The following is a 15688-nucleotide window of genomic DNA, read 5'->3' on the forward strand; positions in this document are numbered from 1 at the left end:
CTATGACGCGCGTTCACTCCTGAGGTTGGATCATGGCCAGGGCCTGGTCATGGAGGAAACCATTCGATGCCAGTGCGTTACCCGACCACGGGCCATCCTTGCCATCGAGACCGGTGAACTTACCGCCAGCCTCAGTGACGATGACGTCGAGGGCGGCCATGTCGTGCAAGCCAAGTTCCGGCTCGCACGCCAGATCGACGACACCTTCGGCCACCATCATGTAAGACCAGAAATCGCCGAAGGCCCGGGAACGCCACACTGACCGCATGAGTTCACCGAACCCGCGCCCTCTTCTGTTTTCCACCCAACCGTGCAAAGACGAATAGGATAAGAATGCGTCGTTAAGGCTACGTACATTTGAGACGTGGATCGGTGTCGCTGAGGCCAGGGACTTGCCTGACCATGCCCCTAAGCCACGGGCAGCCCACCAGCGTCGCTTGAGGGCAGGAGCAGAGACCACAGATGTGACAATCTGATCCTCGACGCTGAGGGCGATGAGGGTGGCCCACACCGGAACTCCCCGCAGGAAATTCGCGGTGCCGTCAATCGGATCAATGATCCACCGCCGGGGCCCATCTCCGGTATCGGCCCGCTCCTCCCCGTGGACGGCGTCTCGGGAGCGTATCCGAGACAGGGTTCGGCGCACCGAGTCTTCGACGGCAAGGTCGGCGTCGGTGACCTCGGAATTGTCAGGCTTAGTCGAGATCGTCAGACTTCGGGCACCGAAACGCGACATCGTCAGCGAGTCAGCGTCATCAGCGAGGATATGTGCTAGTCGGAGGTCATCAGTGTGGTCGGCCATATCCACACCTTACTGGGACCAAGTCGAGGAGATGAGAAACGCCAGTATCCTTATTACTGACGCTATACCGATGAGGTACTTTCGCTCCGTCGATGGATAGGATCCTAACGAGTGCACGGCTGAAGCAAAGATATCGGACTCATCCGGCTGTGGATCACCCGCTCTATCTTTTTGGCAAATCTTATGGAACGGTCCGAGCCGTAAGCGTCGCTCGGTGGTCGCAGGGCACCTTGTCTATGTACCTCAACGGCATCATCCTAGTGATGTTGGTTCTTGACTTTGACACTCAGGGTTTCGAGGACCTCGCCTGGGGTCGCGCATGCATCGGTTTGCTGCCCACGTACGTGGCGATTGCTCACTATCACGGTCACAGTTTCGATTGCAGCCTCGAGGATGTCCTTGCCGAGGCCGAGAGGTTTGCAGACGGCCCCTATCGCAAGGCGGTTAGCTTTCAGGACACCGCTTCGGCCCGGCAAAAGAGGCCCAGATGGTCCCGCTCTCTCGCGATTCGTCAATTCCAGCAGGCGCGCTGATCTTCGCATCGAGCACATGAGATTCTGCGCAGAACTGCTGCGAAGCAGGGGAAGGCCGACGGACGCTATACGGGTGCTGTGCCCAAGCGAACCGACGAGACTGCCGATACAGTATCGCTACCTTTATCCGTCAGCATCCCACGGTGCTCCGCGCCTTGAGAGCCAGGACGAGCATGGCAACAAGGACTGAGCGGTGCGACTCGCCCTCCGATCAGCGGGGGGCGGTGGCGCCCAACAGTCGGCGAAGCGAGTCCACCCGTGATTGCTGCACTCGCCCCTCGGAGACGGCCTCGTCAAGTGCACACCCCGGGCTGTTATCGGTGTGGTGGCATCCTCGGGGGCAATCGGCGGAAGCGGCATCAAGTTCTTCGAATCCGGCCAGAATGTCCTCGGCGTCGACATGGGATAAACCGAAGGATCGCACCCCGGGGGTATCGATGATCCAACCGCCCTCAGGCAACGGGATCGCTTCCGCGCTGGTAGAAGTATGGCGTCCTCGCCCGGTGACGTCATTGACATGGCCAGTGACCCGGTTGACGCCAGGGACCAGAGCATTAATGAGAGTTGACTTACCGACACCCGAGTGACCGACGAGAACGCTCACTTTTCCCCCAAGCAACTGATGTAGTCCGGTGAGGTCTGTTCCCGGCTGGCTTGTAACGACGGGTATTCCCAGCTTCAAATATATCGCGGCGAAGTTGTCACCGGATGCGAGGTCAGCCTTCGTGAGGCAAAGGATTGGGGAGACTCCCGCTGCATGGGCCGCCACGAGAATCCGATCGATCATGCCTGGACGAGGCGGGGGAGCAGCAAGAGCCGTGACGATGACCACCTGGTCGGCATTGGCGACGATAGGGCGTTCATGGGGGTCGGTGTCGTCAGCGGTACGCCTGAGTACAGTGGCACGCTCTTCGGTATGCACGATCCTGGCTAAGGACCCTTCAACCCCTGACACATCGCCGTCAAGCCGTACTTTATCGCCGACAATGACTGATTTGCGACCGAGCCGGCGAGCCTTGGCGGCAATCACTTCCACACCGTCGTCGAGACGACAGCGGTAGCGGCCACGATCGATGGTGATAACGGTCCCGATCGGCAACGACGAGTGGTCAGGTCGCTGCTTGGTTCGCGGCTTTGTGCGGCGCCTGGGACGGTCATAGGAGGACCAGTCGCGCGTATCAATCCCAGAGGAGGCTAAGCGTCGAGGAGACACGTCAATTCTCCTGGACAAGGTCGGCCCACATCTGCGGGAATTGCGGCATAGTCTTGGATGTGCAAGCGATATCATCGAGCTCAATTCCGTCGATGACAAGTCCAAGAAGAGCCCCGGCGTGAGCCATCCGGTGATCGGCGTAGCACCTAAACTTTGCACCGTGGGGCTTGTCAGCGCCCTGCCCAGTGATGTCTAGGCCGTCGTCGGTTTGCTGGATCTCAACGCCGAGGTTGGCTAGTTCGTGCGCAAGAGCGGCAAGGCGGTCTGTTTCGTGGCCGCGAATATGCGCCACGCCACGGATACGCGAGCGGCCGAAAGCGACAGAGGCCACCACTGCAACAACTGGTGTAAGCTCGCTGGCTTCATGAAGGTCGACGTCGATAGGCCGCAACTCCTGCCAGCCTTGGGCGGTGATAGTCATGGAGTCGTCAGTACGGGATATCCTCGCCCCCATCTTGTCGGCGATTCCCACGAATTGGGCTCCAGGTTGGATGCTGTCCGCAGGCCAAGCCGGCACCGTTACAGACCCGCCGACCACCAAGGCAGCGGCGAGGAAGACTGCGGCATTGGTGAGATCTGGTTCAATGGCGTCATCAAAAGCGTGTATCGGTCCGGGGCGTACGACCCAATGGCACGGCTCATCTGAAACCACAGTGACGCCTCGGTCCGCCAGCATGGCGCAGGTCATGGCGATGTGAGGGGCCGAGGGAACCGACGCCCCATCATGACGGAGGTCGATTCCCCGCGGGAAACGAGCCCCGGCTAGCAACAGGGCCGAAATGAATTGGCTCGATGCCGCTGAATCAATCGTGACCTCAGGGCCACCGAGGCGGTCCGGGGCTCTCAGAGAAAATGGCAGTTGGTCAGAATCAACCTCGACGCCGAGCTGGCGCAACCCATTGAGAACTGGCCCGATAGGGCGTCGGGAAGCTGGCTCGTCGCCCACGAACTGGGTCGATCCAGGCACCAAGGCTGCCACGACCGGAAGAAACCTCATGACGGTACCGGCCAATCCACACTCGATCGGACCGGCTGGACGAGCCAGACGTGGCACGACCCGAACGGAGGATGGGCCGACAGACTGGATGTCCGCGCCGAGGCGCTGTAGACCGGCCGACATAAGAAGGGAATCTCGGGAGGTCAAAACGCCGTCAAGGATGCTGGGCCCGTCACCGAGAGCTGCGAGGACAAGGGCACGGTTCGTCTGGGACTTTGACCCTGGGACCACAACGCGCCCCGCGAGACGGTGGTGGGCTCGTGGGGCGGTCCACAAGTGCTGGTCAGTCAGCAATCTTCTTCTGAGCCTTCTTGGCCTTTTTCTGGGCCTTCTTTTGAGATCTAGCGGCTTCCTTCTGTGCCTTCTTCAGCTTCTTACGAGCTGACCTCGATAGGTCATTGACCGACGCGGTGATGGCCTTGCGCTGGTCGCCTGCAGCTGAGGAAACGCGGCGCTGAGCGTCGGCGGCACGCCAGGCCAGGCTTGGGCGACCGGCGGTGTCGACGGAGGCCATCATCGCCCCACCAAGCAAAGCGACGTTGCGCAGCAAGACAGAGCGAGCTGCGGTGCGCTCATCCTTAGGCAAGGACTTATCAGGAATGGAGGCGAGCACATGCGGGACCATCGTCGCAGCAACGACGCCGGCACCTGCGCGACGTGCAAGGCCGGTTGCCATTCCGAGGCCACCGAAGACCTGGGCCGCACCGGTGGCGCGGACCAATGTCTTGGTGTCCTCAGGAATGTAGGCACCGACAGATGCCGGTAGTGCGCGCTGTACCAGAGGGAGGAGACGGTCAGCGACCGGCTCGGCATCCTCCACGAAAGAATCGGGCTTCATCGCGGAGTTCGTCCCCTTAACGATGAAGTAACTGGCGAACATGGTCCGGCCCAAGCCTCGGATGATACTCATGGTCATATGTCTACCGCGCCAAAGGCTTCTACGGTAGCTAACTGGGCATAATTTTCGCTAGATGATGACTGGTTGGGGAATACAGTAGCCTGACACATGTGTTGACGCACCATGACCGCTGCCGTTGCCACCCCCTGTACGTTGCGGAGGCCTCCCGCATCCCGGGGCCAGCGCTGTGCGCTAAACTGGACTACGATGAGCGCGCGTAAATCCGAAGCCAAGGAGGATCTTCACGCGGACGCGTCGAGCACTGTGGACGTCACCCAAGAGACCGAGGCTCAGAGGGCGGAACGGTTCGAGCGCGACGCCCTCGAATACCTCGACCAGCTTTACGGCGCCGCGCTGCGCATGACCCGTAACCCCGCCGACGCTGAGGATGTTGTCCAAGAGGCCTATACCAAGGCTTTCTCCTCGTTCCGCCAGTTCCGGCCTGGGACGAACCTCAAGGCTTGGCTGTATCGCATTCTGACGAACACCTACATCAACTCGTATCGCAAGGCCCAGCGTCGTCCCCAGACCTCAGATGACCAGGATGTTGAGGACTGGCAGATCGCTAAGGCTGCTTCCCATGACAGCAATGGTTTGCGGTCTGCGGAGTTAGAAGCGCTGGGTGCGCTGCCTGACCAGCAGATTTTGGACGCTCTAGACGGATTGTCGGATGAGTTCCGCCAGGTGGTGTTGTTGGCTGATGTCGAGGGGTTTGCATACAAGGAAATCGCCGACATCATGGGCACCCCGATTGGCACCGTAATGAGTCGGCTGAACCGTGCTCGCAAACAGCTGCGCAAGCAGCTAGTCGACGTCGCAGGTGCCCGAGGAATCGGTCCCCGCGCCGGACAAGTAGACGAAGAGGAACTTGGTCGTCCCGCGATGACCCGTAGCGCAGTAAAGGAGGGATCACGATGACGCAGTCCGCTGGCAATGAGGAATCCTGCTATTGGGTCATCGACCACCTCCAGGAGTTTCTCCACGGAGAAATGGCTGAGCACGACGCTGACGCTTTCCGGCGCCACATCGCAGTGTGCGAAAGTTGCATGGATGAAGCCGACATGGAAGCTGCTGTATCTCGGGCTCTCAAGCGGTGCAACTACACCGTGGCAGCTCCTATGCAGCTGAGGAGTCGTCTGGTTCAGATGCACGTCTCGTACCGCTGGCAAGAGTGAGATCGGCGCGTGCCCACTGATCACACGACGAAAAAGGCCCCGCCCATATTAGGGCGGGGCCTTGTCACCCCAAAACTCAAGCATTGGGGCGCTTGCCGTGGTTGGCGCCCTTCTTGCGACGCGCACGACGCTTACGACCAGTCTTGCCCATGGCGCTCTCCTTCCTGAGGGGTCATAAACCTCCCTACTGATGAAGGAGGGCCCGCGCGGATGCGCGGCAACGGCATTTAATTCTGCCGTATCGGGTGGTCTTGACCCAAATCGAAACACTCAGCTTCGCCGATCCAGGTATGAGTTGGAGGTGGGTCGATTTTTGTTACTAGAGTGACGGCATGCCTGCCCTCAACCGCATTGTCGCCGACCGGACTTGTCTCGATGACGCTGATATCACGTGGCTTGAGGACCTCGTAGACGAATGGCAAATGCTGGCGGATACGTCGTTCTCCGATCTCATCTTGTGGGTTCCGGACAGGGACCCGAATGTTTTCTGGGCCGTCGCTCAGGTGCGTCCAGATACTGGCCCGACTGCTTTGGAGGACGACGTTGTCGGTGAGTCAGTTGCCTATGACGATGAGAGCCTCGTCACCGAAGCCTTTATGAGCGCCGAGATGTGTGAGACCAGCGATAACAAACTGTCTGCTGGCATCCCGGTTGACATCTGGGCGATCCCGGTTGTTCGTCATGGGGATGTTATCGCCGTGGTCGAAAGGCACACCAACCAAATGGGAGTGAGGGCGCCGGGCAGTACCGAGGACAACTACCTCGAAATCGCCGACATTCTCTCGGAGATGCTCCACCACGGCAGGTTTCCGCGGTTCTCAGATTCTGACCGAGCGCTCGCTCCCAAAGTGACTGACGGCGTGATTCGCGTGGCTGCCACAGGAATGATCACCTTTGCCAGCCCGAACGCGCTGTCGGCATTTCGTCGGCTCGGGCTTGCTGGTGATTTGGATGGGGAATACCTCATTCCTACGGTGCGGGAGCTCTGCCCGAAGGTGCGTGAGGTCGGCCAGTCGCTGACCTTGGATTTGGAGGGGCGCTGGCTCACCGAAACTGATATTGAAAACTCCGAAGCCACTCTGCGAGCCCGTGTCATTCCGCTGCAGACCTGGCTTGACGATGTGGAGGTTTCGGCTGGCACGCTTATCCTGATTCGGGACCTTACCGAGTTACGAGACAGGGATCGCCAACTCGTGACCAAAGATGCCACGATCCGGGAAATCCATCACCGGGTGAAGAACAACCTGCAGACAGTTGCGGCACTGCTGCGGCTGCAGTCACGACGTATGAGTAACCCAGATGCCAAGGACGCCTTGAAACAGGCCATGGGAAGGGTGTCGGCCATCGCCGTCGTCCACGAGATTCTCTCGCAGAACTTCGAGGAACAAGTGGCTTTTGACGAGGTTGTTGACCGCATCCTCCACATGCTGGGTGATGTGGCGGCCTCGTCCGGGTCGGTGGTAGCCCGACGGGAGGGCAGCTTCGGTGATGTCCCTGCTGAGACTGCTACCGCGCTATCGCTGACGATGACTGAATTATGTCAAAACGCCATTGAACACAGCCTGGATTCGTCCTCTGGAAAAGTCATCGTGCGTCCGCACCGTACTGCTGACACCCTCGTCGTGGACATTGTCAACGACGGTAAGCCATTGCCAGAAGGGTTCGTGCTCGACAATCACCGCAGCTCGCTGGGGCTGTCGATCGTGACGACCCTGGTGCAGGACCTTGGAGGCACGTTCACTCTTGAGAACAACCCCGACCACGTCGGAACCTGCGCCAGGCTCGTTATCCCGCTTCAGCGAGTGTGATTACCGACCAGATGGCGGCTACAGGGGAGCGCAATGCCGCGGTCGGGTCAGGAACGACGCACGCGGGAGCGGGACTGACGACGCTTGATGGCGCGTCGCTCATCCTCACTCATGCCGCCCCACACACCGTGATCCTGGCCGGCTTCCAGAGCCCAAGTCAGGCAGTCGGCGCGAACCTCACACCGGGCACAGACCTTCTTCGCCTCCTCGATCTGAGCAAGGGCCGGGCCAGTGTTCCCAATCGGAAAGAACAACTCGGGATCCTCACTCAGGCAGGCAGCCCTGTGGCGCCAGTCCATGCCTCTTCGACTCCTTCTCCCCGGTGTAACCCAGGGCACGTGTGATGGTGCGGGCGGATGACCCGTCGTGCCGCATGGCCGACGGAGCGGCTATACGGCAGGTAGCCATGAAAGTCTGGCAACCGTCGACTCCTTTGACAAGAGCATCCGCCGTAGGACGAACATCCTCGCACGAATCACTCAGACATGATGAACGTTGGTCCGGATGAGCACGCTATGAGGAGTTCGCAGCCAGTTCGATTATGATACGTCCTCGGTCCACCCGCGCAGGAGCAAAACCATGATTCCGTTAAGTGAACACGATGCGCGACCGTCTGTCGGTCATGGTGGGGTCCCCGCGGCCGTGTTGGTCGCCGCTGGTGGAACCTGGATCAGCTCTATGGCTTTAGTTGTCGTGGCCGCCAGAGTAATCGCATCGGGCCGAGACGCCTTTGGTGCTGGGGTAGGGGCCATGCTCCTCATCTACGCGGGTCTCGTCGCCCTCGTTGGATGGCTAGCTATCAAAGGTCGGTCCTCGGCTCAGGGATTGCTCGTGGCGAGCGGGCTCCTGCACCTGGTGGTGTTGGTGTCGATGCAACGTTCCGGCGGGCCAGTGTGGTTCTGGGCCTTGGCTGTCCTCCCGGCGACAGTCGTCGCTTCTTTGGTGCCGCAGTCTCGGATCTGGCTCAGAGGCTGATGGTAGCCCCCAGGGCCAAGAGCAGGCTCAATTGGGGTGAGGCTGGGTATCTGTCGCTCAGTCGTCCTCGTCGTCGAGACGGGCGAGGAAAGTAGCAAAACGCTCCACGGGAACCTCAAACTCGGGGTTGAGGTCGACGAAGTGACGCAACTCGTCGGCGAGCCAGGCGAAGGTGATCTCCTCGTCTCCACGACGGTCTTCTAGTTCCTCGATACCTCTGTCGGTGAAATACATGGCCCCCATCATGCACCACTGCGCCATCTCCTATTAGATGGCGCAGTGGTGCATGATGTCGGGGTCGCTCAGGCAAGAGCCTTCTCGAGCAACTCTTGTTCTTCCCGGATATGGACGCTGTGCTGGCCCACCGAGGGAGCGGAGGACGGCGGGCGGGTGATGGCAGTCAATCCGTCAAGGAATCCTGGCAGCTTCTCCGACATAGCCTGAGGCAGGTGGGTCAGCATGTAGTACCAGGCGCCCTGGTTCTCTGGCTCTTCTTGGACCCAGCGGACATCGGTGACGTTGGTGTAGAGCGCGAGGACCTCAGCCAACTCCTCCACCGGTAGCGGGTAAAGACGCTCCATCGGGATAATGGCGAGCTGTCCGTCAAGACCGGCGGCCTTACGCTGGCTGACCAGCCCCCACCGCACTTTGCCAGAGCACAAGATAATCTTTGTGACGGCTGATGGATCGGTAATTGATGGGTCAGGGAGAACTGGACGCCACCTACCGGTGGTGAACTCTTCCGGATCCGAGGTCGCCATCTTGTTGCGCAGCATCGATTTCGGCGTTGCGATAACGACTGGACGATGCATATTGACGTAGGCGTGCTGACGTAGCAAGTGGCTATAGCTTGCCGGGGTCGAGGGCTGGCAGACGGCCAGCGCGTCCTCGCTGCACAGGTTGAGGAAACGTTCTAGCCGGGCCGACGAGTGGTCAGGTCCCTGACCTTCGTAACCGTGCGGCAGGAGCAACACGACTCCGGACTTTTGACCCCACTTGGAGCCGGCCGAGGCGATGAACTCGTCGATGATCGTCTGAGCATCGTTGGCGAAGTCGCCGAATTGGGCTTCCCACAGCACCAAAGAATCCGGACGGGCAACAGAGTAGCCGTACTCAAATCCCATAGCCGCGTATTCGTTGAGCGGAGAGTCGAAGATGTCGAGATGCGCCTGTTCGCCGCCGAGGTGGTTAACCGGGACGTAGAACTCGCCGGTCTCGTGATCCACCAGCGCGGCAAAACGCTGGGAGAAAGTGCCACGACGGCTGTCCTGGCCGGCTAGTCGTACGTGCACACCGTCACGCAATAGAGAGCCCAACGCGATCATCTCTCCGGTGGCCCAGTCAATGCCGCCTTCGCGGATGTGCTTGGCGCGCCGTGTCATCTGTGGGGCGACCTTGGGGTGAACGTTGAAGGCCTCTGGCAAGTTCTCATGGGCCCGGGCGACGGCTTCCATCGTGTCAGGTTCGACCTTCGTCTGGTGCAGACCGCTGTGCTTGACCGGGTAGTCCGGCACACCGCTGTATGGCTTAGGCGTCGAGGTGGCCTCGCGAACCTCCTTGAACACCGTCTCCAGACGAGAGCGGAACTTTGACATTACAGCCTCGGCGTCCTCGGTAGTGATATCGCCACGACCGATCAGACTCTCGGTGTAGAGCTTACGGGTCGAGCGCTTCTCAGCGATAAGGCCGTACATATGTGGCTGGGTGAAGCTCGGATCATCACCCTCGTTATGACCGCGGCGGCGATAGCACACCACGTCAACGACGACGTCGCGATGGAAGGTCTGGCGGTAGGCGTAGGCAATACGAGCAGCGTGAACCACCGACGCGGGGTCGTCTCCGTTGACGTGAAGAACCGGTGCGCCAACAGCCTTAGCGACATCGGTGCAGTAGGTCGAAGAACGACCGTCGCGCGGGGATGTCGTGAATCCAACCTGATTATTGACGAGGACGTGGATGGTGCCACCGGTGCGGTACCCCCCAAGTTGGCTCATCTGCAGGGTCTCGTAGACGACACCCTGACCCGCGAACGCGGCGTCACCGTGCATGAGAATGGGCAGCACCGGGAAGTTTTCGGGGTTACCAAGGGCGTCAAGCTTGGCCCGGCAGATCCCTTCAAGAACCGGATCCACGGCCTCGAGGTGGCTTGGGTTAGCAGCCACCGATGCCTTGATAGTGCTACCCGAAGCCGCGGTGAACTGGCCCTCATCACCAAGGTGGTATTTGACGTCACCGGATCCCTGAGAATTCACCGGTTCGGCATTACCCTCGAATTCACGGAAGATCTGTCCATAAGATTTCCCGATGATGTTGGCTAATACGTTGAGACGACCGCGGTGTGGCATGCCAATGCAGACCTCGTCGAGGCTGTCGTCGGCCGCGAGATTACACAGGGCTGCCAGTAAGACGATGGCAGACTCTCCGCCTTCAAGGCTGAAACGCTTTTGACCGACGAATTTGGTCTGTAGAAAGGTCTCAAAGATCTCGGCCTCATTGAGTTGGTCGAGAATCTGCAGATGCATCTTTCGGGAGAGCGGTTGATGCTCCTTTTCGAAACGGTCCTGGAACCACTTGCGTTGGTCGTAGTCGGCGATGTGCATGTACTCGATGCCCATCTTCGAGGCGTACGAGTCACGCAGGATCGTGAGGATCTCGCGCAGGGACATCGTTGCGCGGTGCTGACCAGCGAAGTTCGCAATCGGGAAGGTACGGTCGAAGTCCCACAGCGTCAGCCCGTGGCTGTTAAGCATGAGGTCGTGGTGGAACCGTGGCCGGTACTCGATGGGATCCAGATCAGCAGACAGATGGCCGAAACGACGCCACGCGTCGATGAGCTCGATGACGCGGGCTTGCTTTCCCACCTGGTCAGCACGATTAGCAAGACGGTCACTTGCCCACTGAACTGGGGCGTAGGGAATACGCAACGACTCGAAGATGTCCTCGTAGAATCGATCAGCCCCCAGCAGTAGCTGATGCATGCGGCGCAGGAACTCTCCGGACTGTGCACCCTGGATGATGCGGTGGTCGTAGGTAGAGGTGAGGGTGGTTACCTTAGAGATGCCCAGTTCCGCCATTCGAGTGGGGGAGTTGCCCTGGTAGGCAGCGGGATAGTCGATCGACCCAACCCCAAGGATCATGCCCTGGCCGGGCATGAGGCGAGCGATAGAGTGGTTGGTCCCGAAGCCTCCTGGGTTCGTCAGAGAGGCGGTAACCCCCTTGAAATCGTCGATGGTTAACTCGTTGGTGCGACCCTTGCGGACGATGTCCTCGTAAGCGCGCCAGAAATCGAGGAAGTCCATCTGCTCGGCGCCCTTGATAGCGGGCACGACCAGCTTGCGCGACCCGTCCGAGGCAACGACGTCGATAGCCATGCCGAGGTTGATCTGATGGTTCTCGATGAGGTGCGGTTTACCGTCAATCTCGGCATACGCATTGTTCATGGCGGGCACCGTCTTGAGAGCCTGAACCATGGCATAAGCCAGAATGTGGGTGAAGGAGACCTTGCCGCCCTTGGCCTTCTTGAGGAAGGAATTGATCATGGTGCGCTGCTCAATGACCAACTGCATGGGGACGTCGCGCACCGTCGTGGCAGTCGGCATGGTCAGTGACTGATCCATATTTTTAGCGGTGCGCATGGGCGCACCCTTCATCTTCGTCACCGTCGGCTCGACCGTCTCGAGTCTGGCCCTATGCCGTGGTGCGTCTGCCGGCATCGGAGGACGAGGAGGCTGCTGTTGGGGCTTCGGGGTCGAGTTGGATGCCATGTCCTTGGCTTTCAGGGTCGTGGTGGGCGCGGGTTTCGCAGCGGGTTTTGGTGAGGACTTCGCGGCAGGCTGCGATGTAGCGTCGGGTTTAGGGGCCGGCTCGCTCGAGTCATCCTTGCTGTTAGACTGTTCGCTAGCGGCAGACTTAGCCGCCGTGTCGCCGGACTGGGTTGCCTCCTGGTGAAAGAACGTAGCCCAGGCCGGATCGACTGAATTCGGATCGTTCTGGTATTGGTCACGCATCTCTTCGATGAGCCAGTCGTTGGCTCCAAAATCAGGAGAGCTGTTGGACTTGTCGTGTGGGGCGGGACTCACCACTGCCTTCTTCCGTCAAACCGTCGTCTCGAGCGCTCGCGGGGCTTCTGGATCGGCCCTTTGAGCTGCGCTGCTCTGTCTGCGTTCATAGACCCAGACGTGATGATGGTAGCCGGATTGACCATGCCATCCCAAGAATTTAGACACATCGGGGAACCCTCGTCCCTCATCTCTAAAATGTGATATAGGTCACCGCTGACTACTCATGGTGTGACGTGGACCAGTTTGGGTGACAGTCGGCTGTGCGGGTACGTGCACGCGAAGGCTCGCCACCAAGGTTGCAATGCACGCCGCAAAGGTCATGAAGACCAGCACGTTGCGACTGATGAGCAGCCAGCCGGTACTTGATGAGCCGCTCAGGATTTTTGAATAGTGCAGCGGGTACTCCTGCTGGGTCATGAAGGCGGTGACAGCCATCAGCGCGGCGACGGTCCAGCACCATGTGCGGGCCCAGGACAGGGCATCGTGATTAACAGAGGCATCGGCTGTGGTCTCAGCCGAGACGTGATCCAGGATCATTGCAATCGGAGCGGCCCACCAGACGAAATACTGGGGAGACAGGGTTTTATTAGCGATAATGAGGGCGCCAATGATGGTGAGGTCTGCGATGACGGCAGTACGGTGATCGAGCCCGTTGCGGTGCCACGATACAACAGCCAAACCGACGGCCAGGGCCACCGCGAATACCATAAGGACGGAGGAGATGGACTGCCAGCCAGCTACGCTCGGGCCAAAGATCTCATAGGCGTTGTACTTCGACATTTTGACGGTGTGGTCACCGTGAGAGTTCCGAAAATAGTGGAGCATCGGAATAGTGGCGGGTACCGACTCGATCTGCAAGCCACGGTCAGATTGCCACGTCAACGGTGAGATGAGACGCTCCCACCCTCCCGCGAGAAGTGAGGCTAGAGCGAACCCAAAACCAGTGATAGCGAAGGCGACGAGACGCCGCACGGCGGCCTTATGCCGGGAGATCATGGGCAAGATAAGGAGAGCAGGCCACAATTTTGTGGCAGCGCCCAGGGCAATCATGACGCCGCAGGCTGCTGGATGGCGCCGGTACCACAGGGCTGCAAGTCCTACGCAGATTGCGGGGACCATGTCGAAGCGGTTCCACATAATCGGTCCGAGGAAGGGCGCTAGGACAATCCACCACAGTGCACCCGTGCGGTGACCGTCATGCCACATTGCCACAGCGAGGATGGCGTCGAGTAGCAGCATCGCGGTCGAAAAGGCTATTGGGAAGTAGGCGTCTCCTCCGGCCCAATAAAGCGTCCGCATGAACCACGCAACGGGCAACGGATACTCCGGCAGAACGGACGAATCAGGCTGTCCGCTCGACATCCACCACAAGTAGTACTGGACGTCACCGATGATGTAGCTCGATGACGGTTGGATAAAAACGTGAAGCATGACGAGTCGACCCACAGTCCAGAGCGCGATTGCACCTGTCGCGGAGAACAGGGAAGCCCGAGATCCCTGGCGGGCAACTTTGACGTCATGAGATGGCACGAAGTGACACCCTACCTGGTTAAGACAGGCACACCGTGAATTCAAGCACTTGCTTGGGCGCTCCCGGAGGGATTCGAACCCTCGCTCCCGCCTCCGGAGGGCGGTGCTCTATCCCCTGAGCTACGGGAGCCGATAGGCCCGATGGCCCCGACCTCCCACCGACTCTAGCGCACCGGTGGGGTGCTTTGCTATTCACGGTCGCGAGTATGGACACCCTGCGATCGTGTCGGTGGCCTCTGGCAAAGTGGAATCATGACGCATATGCACGTTGCCGGCTCGGTTCATGCCGATGTCGCGGCTGCCGGCCCTCAATGGTTGACCATGCCCGACGACGTCAACGTATTGGACCCTGCGCTCTGGTCAGCATCGGCTGATCGCGGTGACAATGGAATCGTTGACGTGGCGGGGGTGGCCGTCACCGAATTGCTACGTCAATACGGGTCTCCTCTCTACGTGCTTGACGAGTCCGATTTCCGGCAGCGTGTACGGACCTTCCGCGACGCTTTTTCTGGGTGGGACGTCTACTACGCAGGCAAAGCTTTTTTAACCCGCACGATCGCCTCTTGGATTGACCAGGAGGGCCTATGCCTGGATACCTGTACCGGTGGCGAGCTCCTGACAGCTCTGCAAGGTGGGATGGATCCTGCCCGGATCGGCCTGCACGGGAATAATAAGTCAGTTGACGAACTTAAGTTGGCTCTTAGTGCGGGGGTTGGACGGATCATCGTCGACTCCTTAGATGAAATCACGCGCATTGAACAATTGTGTCGAGAAAACGGCTGGCATGCCCGCGTCATGGTGCGAGTCACAGCAGGCGTCGAGGCCCATACCCATGAATACATCGCCACTGCCCACGAGGATCAAAAGTTTGGTTTCTCCATTACCAACGGTGCAGCGATGGTTGCCATGGTGAGGTGTCACACCAGTAACGTTATCGACCTGTTGGGCATTCACTCCCACATCGGTTCCCAGATCTTCGACACCGCTGGCTTTGAGGTGGCGGCTCGGCGCACTATGAAACTTCTTGAGCAGTTCCGCCAGGCCACCGGGAGCGCCCTCGCTGAACTCGATCTTGGCGGCGGATTCGGTATTGCTTACACCAGCCAAGATTCCCCGGCCACCGCCGAAAGCCTCGCTGAGGCACTTCGCGAGATCGTCGCTGTGGAGGCTCGGGGGAGGGGTATGGAAATTCCTCATATTTCTCTGGAGCCAGGCCGTGCGATTGTAGGGCCGACGACGATGGCCCTGTACACCGTTGGCACTGTGAAGCCAGTTGACCTGGATACCGGCGCCCAACGGATTTATGTCTCCGTTGATGGCGGAATGAGTGACAATATTCGTCCTGCCCTCTATGCCGCCGAGTACTCCGCCGTCGTCGCTAACCGAGCGTCTAAAATCGCTCCGGTACTGTGCCGCGTAGTCGGAAAGCACTGTGAGGCTGGCGACATTCTGGTGCGTGATGTGTATCTGCCCGGTGATGTTTCTCCTGGTGACGTTATCGCTGTTCCGGGAGCCGGCGCCTATTCCAGGTCAATGGCGTCGAACTACAACCATGTGCCGCGCTCGGCTGTGGTGCGAGTTGGAACAGGGGATGATCCCGACGTCTCGGTCCTGCTACGCCGGGAGAGTATCGACGACCTCCTTGCGCTTGATCCGGGGCCTGTCCGTGCAGCTGTGCAATACCCGTGACACGTCG

The 15688-nt window shown here is 59.6% G+C and carries 15 protein-coding genes and 1 tRNA gene; 6 read left to right on the forward strand and 10 right to left on the reverse strand.

Annotation, left to right across the window (positions count from 1 at the left end):
• Positions 1 to 13: 13 nt before the first annotated feature.
• Positions 14 to 802, reverse strand: a complete 789-nt coding sequence (locus F1563_RS00675; protein WP_002526705.1) for an inositol monophosphatase family protein — start codon at positions 800 to 802, stop codon at positions 14 to 16.
• 263 nt (positions 803 to 1065) lie between these two features.
• Between F1563_RS00675 and F1563_RS14835 the strand changes: the two genes are divergently transcribed.
• Positions 1066 to 1335 (forward strand): hypothetical protein, encoded by a 270-nt coding sequence (locus F1563_RS14835; protein ID WP_227431967.1) that lies wholly within the window; start codon positions 1066 to 1068, stop codon positions 1333 to 1335.
• A 211-nt stretch (positions 1336 to 1546) separates the two neighbouring features.
• On the opposite strand, the gene rsgA is transcribed toward F1563_RS14835, so the two are convergent.
• The 3 genes from rsgA to F1563_RS00695 are packed head-to-tail and all read right to left on the reverse strand — an operon-like array spanning position 1547 to position 4461.
• Positions 1547 to 2548, reverse strand: coding sequence for a ribosome small subunit-dependent GTPase A (gene rsgA, locus F1563_RS00685; RefSeq protein WP_007433900.1), 1002 nt, complete (start codon positions 2546 to 2548; stop codon positions 1547 to 1549).
• Position 2549: 1 nt separating this feature from the next.
• Positions 2550 to 3839, reverse strand: a complete 1290-nt coding sequence (aroA, locus tag F1563_RS00690; protein ID WP_002526708.1) for a 3-phosphoshikimate 1-carboxyvinyltransferase — start codon at positions 3837 to 3839, stop codon at positions 2550 to 2552.
• The gene (locus tag F1563_RS00695; RefSeq protein ID WP_002526709.1) at positions 3829 to 4461 is read right to left on the reverse strand and encodes a DoxX family protein; all 633 of its coding nucleotides are present in this window, start codon (positions 4459 to 4461) and stop codon (positions 3829 to 3831) included. Before F1563_RS00695 ends, aroA begins: the two co-directional genes overlap by 11 nt.
• A 105-nt stretch (positions 4462 to 4566) precedes the next feature.
• On the opposite strand from F1563_RS00695, the gene F1563_RS00705 reads away from it, so the two are divergent.
• Both F1563_RS00705 and F1563_RS00710 read left to right on the forward strand, forming a co-directional pair.
• Complete coding sequence (locus tag F1563_RS00705; protein ID WP_371863503.1) at positions 4567 to 5361, forward strand: sigma-70 family RNA polymerase sigma factor; 795 nt, start codon at positions 4567 to 4569, stop codon at positions 5359 to 5361.
• A complete protein-coding gene (locus F1563_RS00710; protein WP_172623576.1) occupies positions 5352 to 5618 on the forward strand; it encodes an anti-sigma factor RsrA in 267 nt (88 codons plus the stop codon). The genes F1563_RS00705 and F1563_RS00710 overlap by 10 nt, the downstream gene beginning before the upstream one ends.
• A gap of 76 nt (positions 5619 to 5694) precedes the next feature.
• On the opposite strand, the gene F1563_RS14840 is transcribed toward F1563_RS00710, so the two are convergent.
• Positions 5695 to 5769, reverse strand: coding sequence for a 50S ribosomal protein bL37 (locus tag F1563_RS14840; protein WP_369797015.1), 75 nt, complete (start codon positions 5767 to 5769; stop codon positions 5695 to 5697).
• A 181-nt stretch (positions 5770 to 5950) separates the two neighbouring features.
• Between F1563_RS14840 and F1563_RS00715 the strand changes: the two genes are divergently transcribed.
• On the forward strand, positions 5951 to 7426 hold the full coding sequence (locus tag F1563_RS00715; RefSeq protein WP_002526713.1) for a sensor histidine kinase: 1476 nt from the start codon (positions 5951 to 5953) through the stop codon (positions 7424 to 7426).
• A gap of 47 nt (positions 7427 to 7473) precedes the next feature.
• On the opposite strand, the gene F1563_RS00720 is transcribed toward F1563_RS00715, so the two are convergent.
• On the reverse strand, positions 7474 to 7725 hold the full coding sequence (locus F1563_RS00720) for a WhiB family transcriptional regulator (RefSeq protein WP_002526714.1): 252 nt from the start codon (positions 7723 to 7725) through the stop codon (positions 7474 to 7476).
• A 280-nt stretch (positions 7726 to 8005) separates the two neighbouring features.
• Between F1563_RS00720 and F1563_RS00735 the strand changes: the two genes are divergently transcribed.
• The gene (locus F1563_RS00735; RefSeq protein WP_036958203.1) at positions 8006 to 8401 is read left to right on the forward strand and encodes a hypothetical protein; all 396 of its coding nucleotides are present in this window, start codon (positions 8006 to 8008) and stop codon (positions 8399 to 8401) included.
• A gap of 57 nt (positions 8402 to 8458) precedes the next feature.
• Here the strand turns inward: F1563_RS00735 and F1563_RS00740 are convergent, their stop codons facing one another.
• The 4 genes from F1563_RS00740 to F1563_RS00755 all read right to left on the reverse strand — a co-directional run bounded on the left by F1563_RS00740 (position 8459) and on the right by F1563_RS00755 (position 14122).
• Positions 8459 to 8635, reverse strand: a complete 177-nt coding sequence (locus tag F1563_RS00740) for a DUF6104 family protein (protein WP_166806757.1) — start codon at positions 8633 to 8635, stop codon at positions 8459 to 8461.
• Between the two features lie 68 nt (positions 8636 to 8703).
• Positions 8704 to 12483, reverse strand: coding sequence for a multifunctional oxoglutarate decarboxylase/oxoglutarate dehydrogenase thiamine pyrophosphate-binding subunit/dihydrolipoyllysine-residue succinyltransferase subunit (locus F1563_RS00745; protein WP_002526718.1), 3780 nt, complete (start codon positions 12481 to 12483; stop codon positions 8704 to 8706).
• Between the two features lie 186 nt (positions 12484 to 12669).
• Positions 12670 to 13893, reverse strand: a complete 1224-nt coding sequence (locus F1563_RS00750; RefSeq protein ID WP_002546897.1) for a glycosyltransferase 87 family protein — start codon at positions 13891 to 13893, stop codon at positions 12670 to 12672.
• A 157-nt stretch (positions 13894 to 14050) separates the two neighbouring features.
• Positions 14051 to 14122 (reverse strand) — tRNA-Arg (locus F1563_RS00755).
• Between the two features lie 122 nt (positions 14123 to 14244).
• Between F1563_RS00755 and lysA the strand changes: the two genes are divergently transcribed.
• A complete protein-coding gene (lysA, locus tag F1563_RS00760; RefSeq protein WP_002546896.1) occupies positions 14245 to 15681 on the forward strand; it encodes a diaminopimelate decarboxylase in 1437 nt (478 codons plus the stop codon).
• Positions 15682 to 15688 lie beyond the last annotated feature (7 nt).

It is taken from the genome of Cutibacterium modestum, from assembly GCF_008326345.1.
Lineage (GTDB): Bacteria > Actinomycetota > Actinomycetes > Propionibacteriales > Propionibacteriaceae > Cutibacterium > Cutibacterium modestum.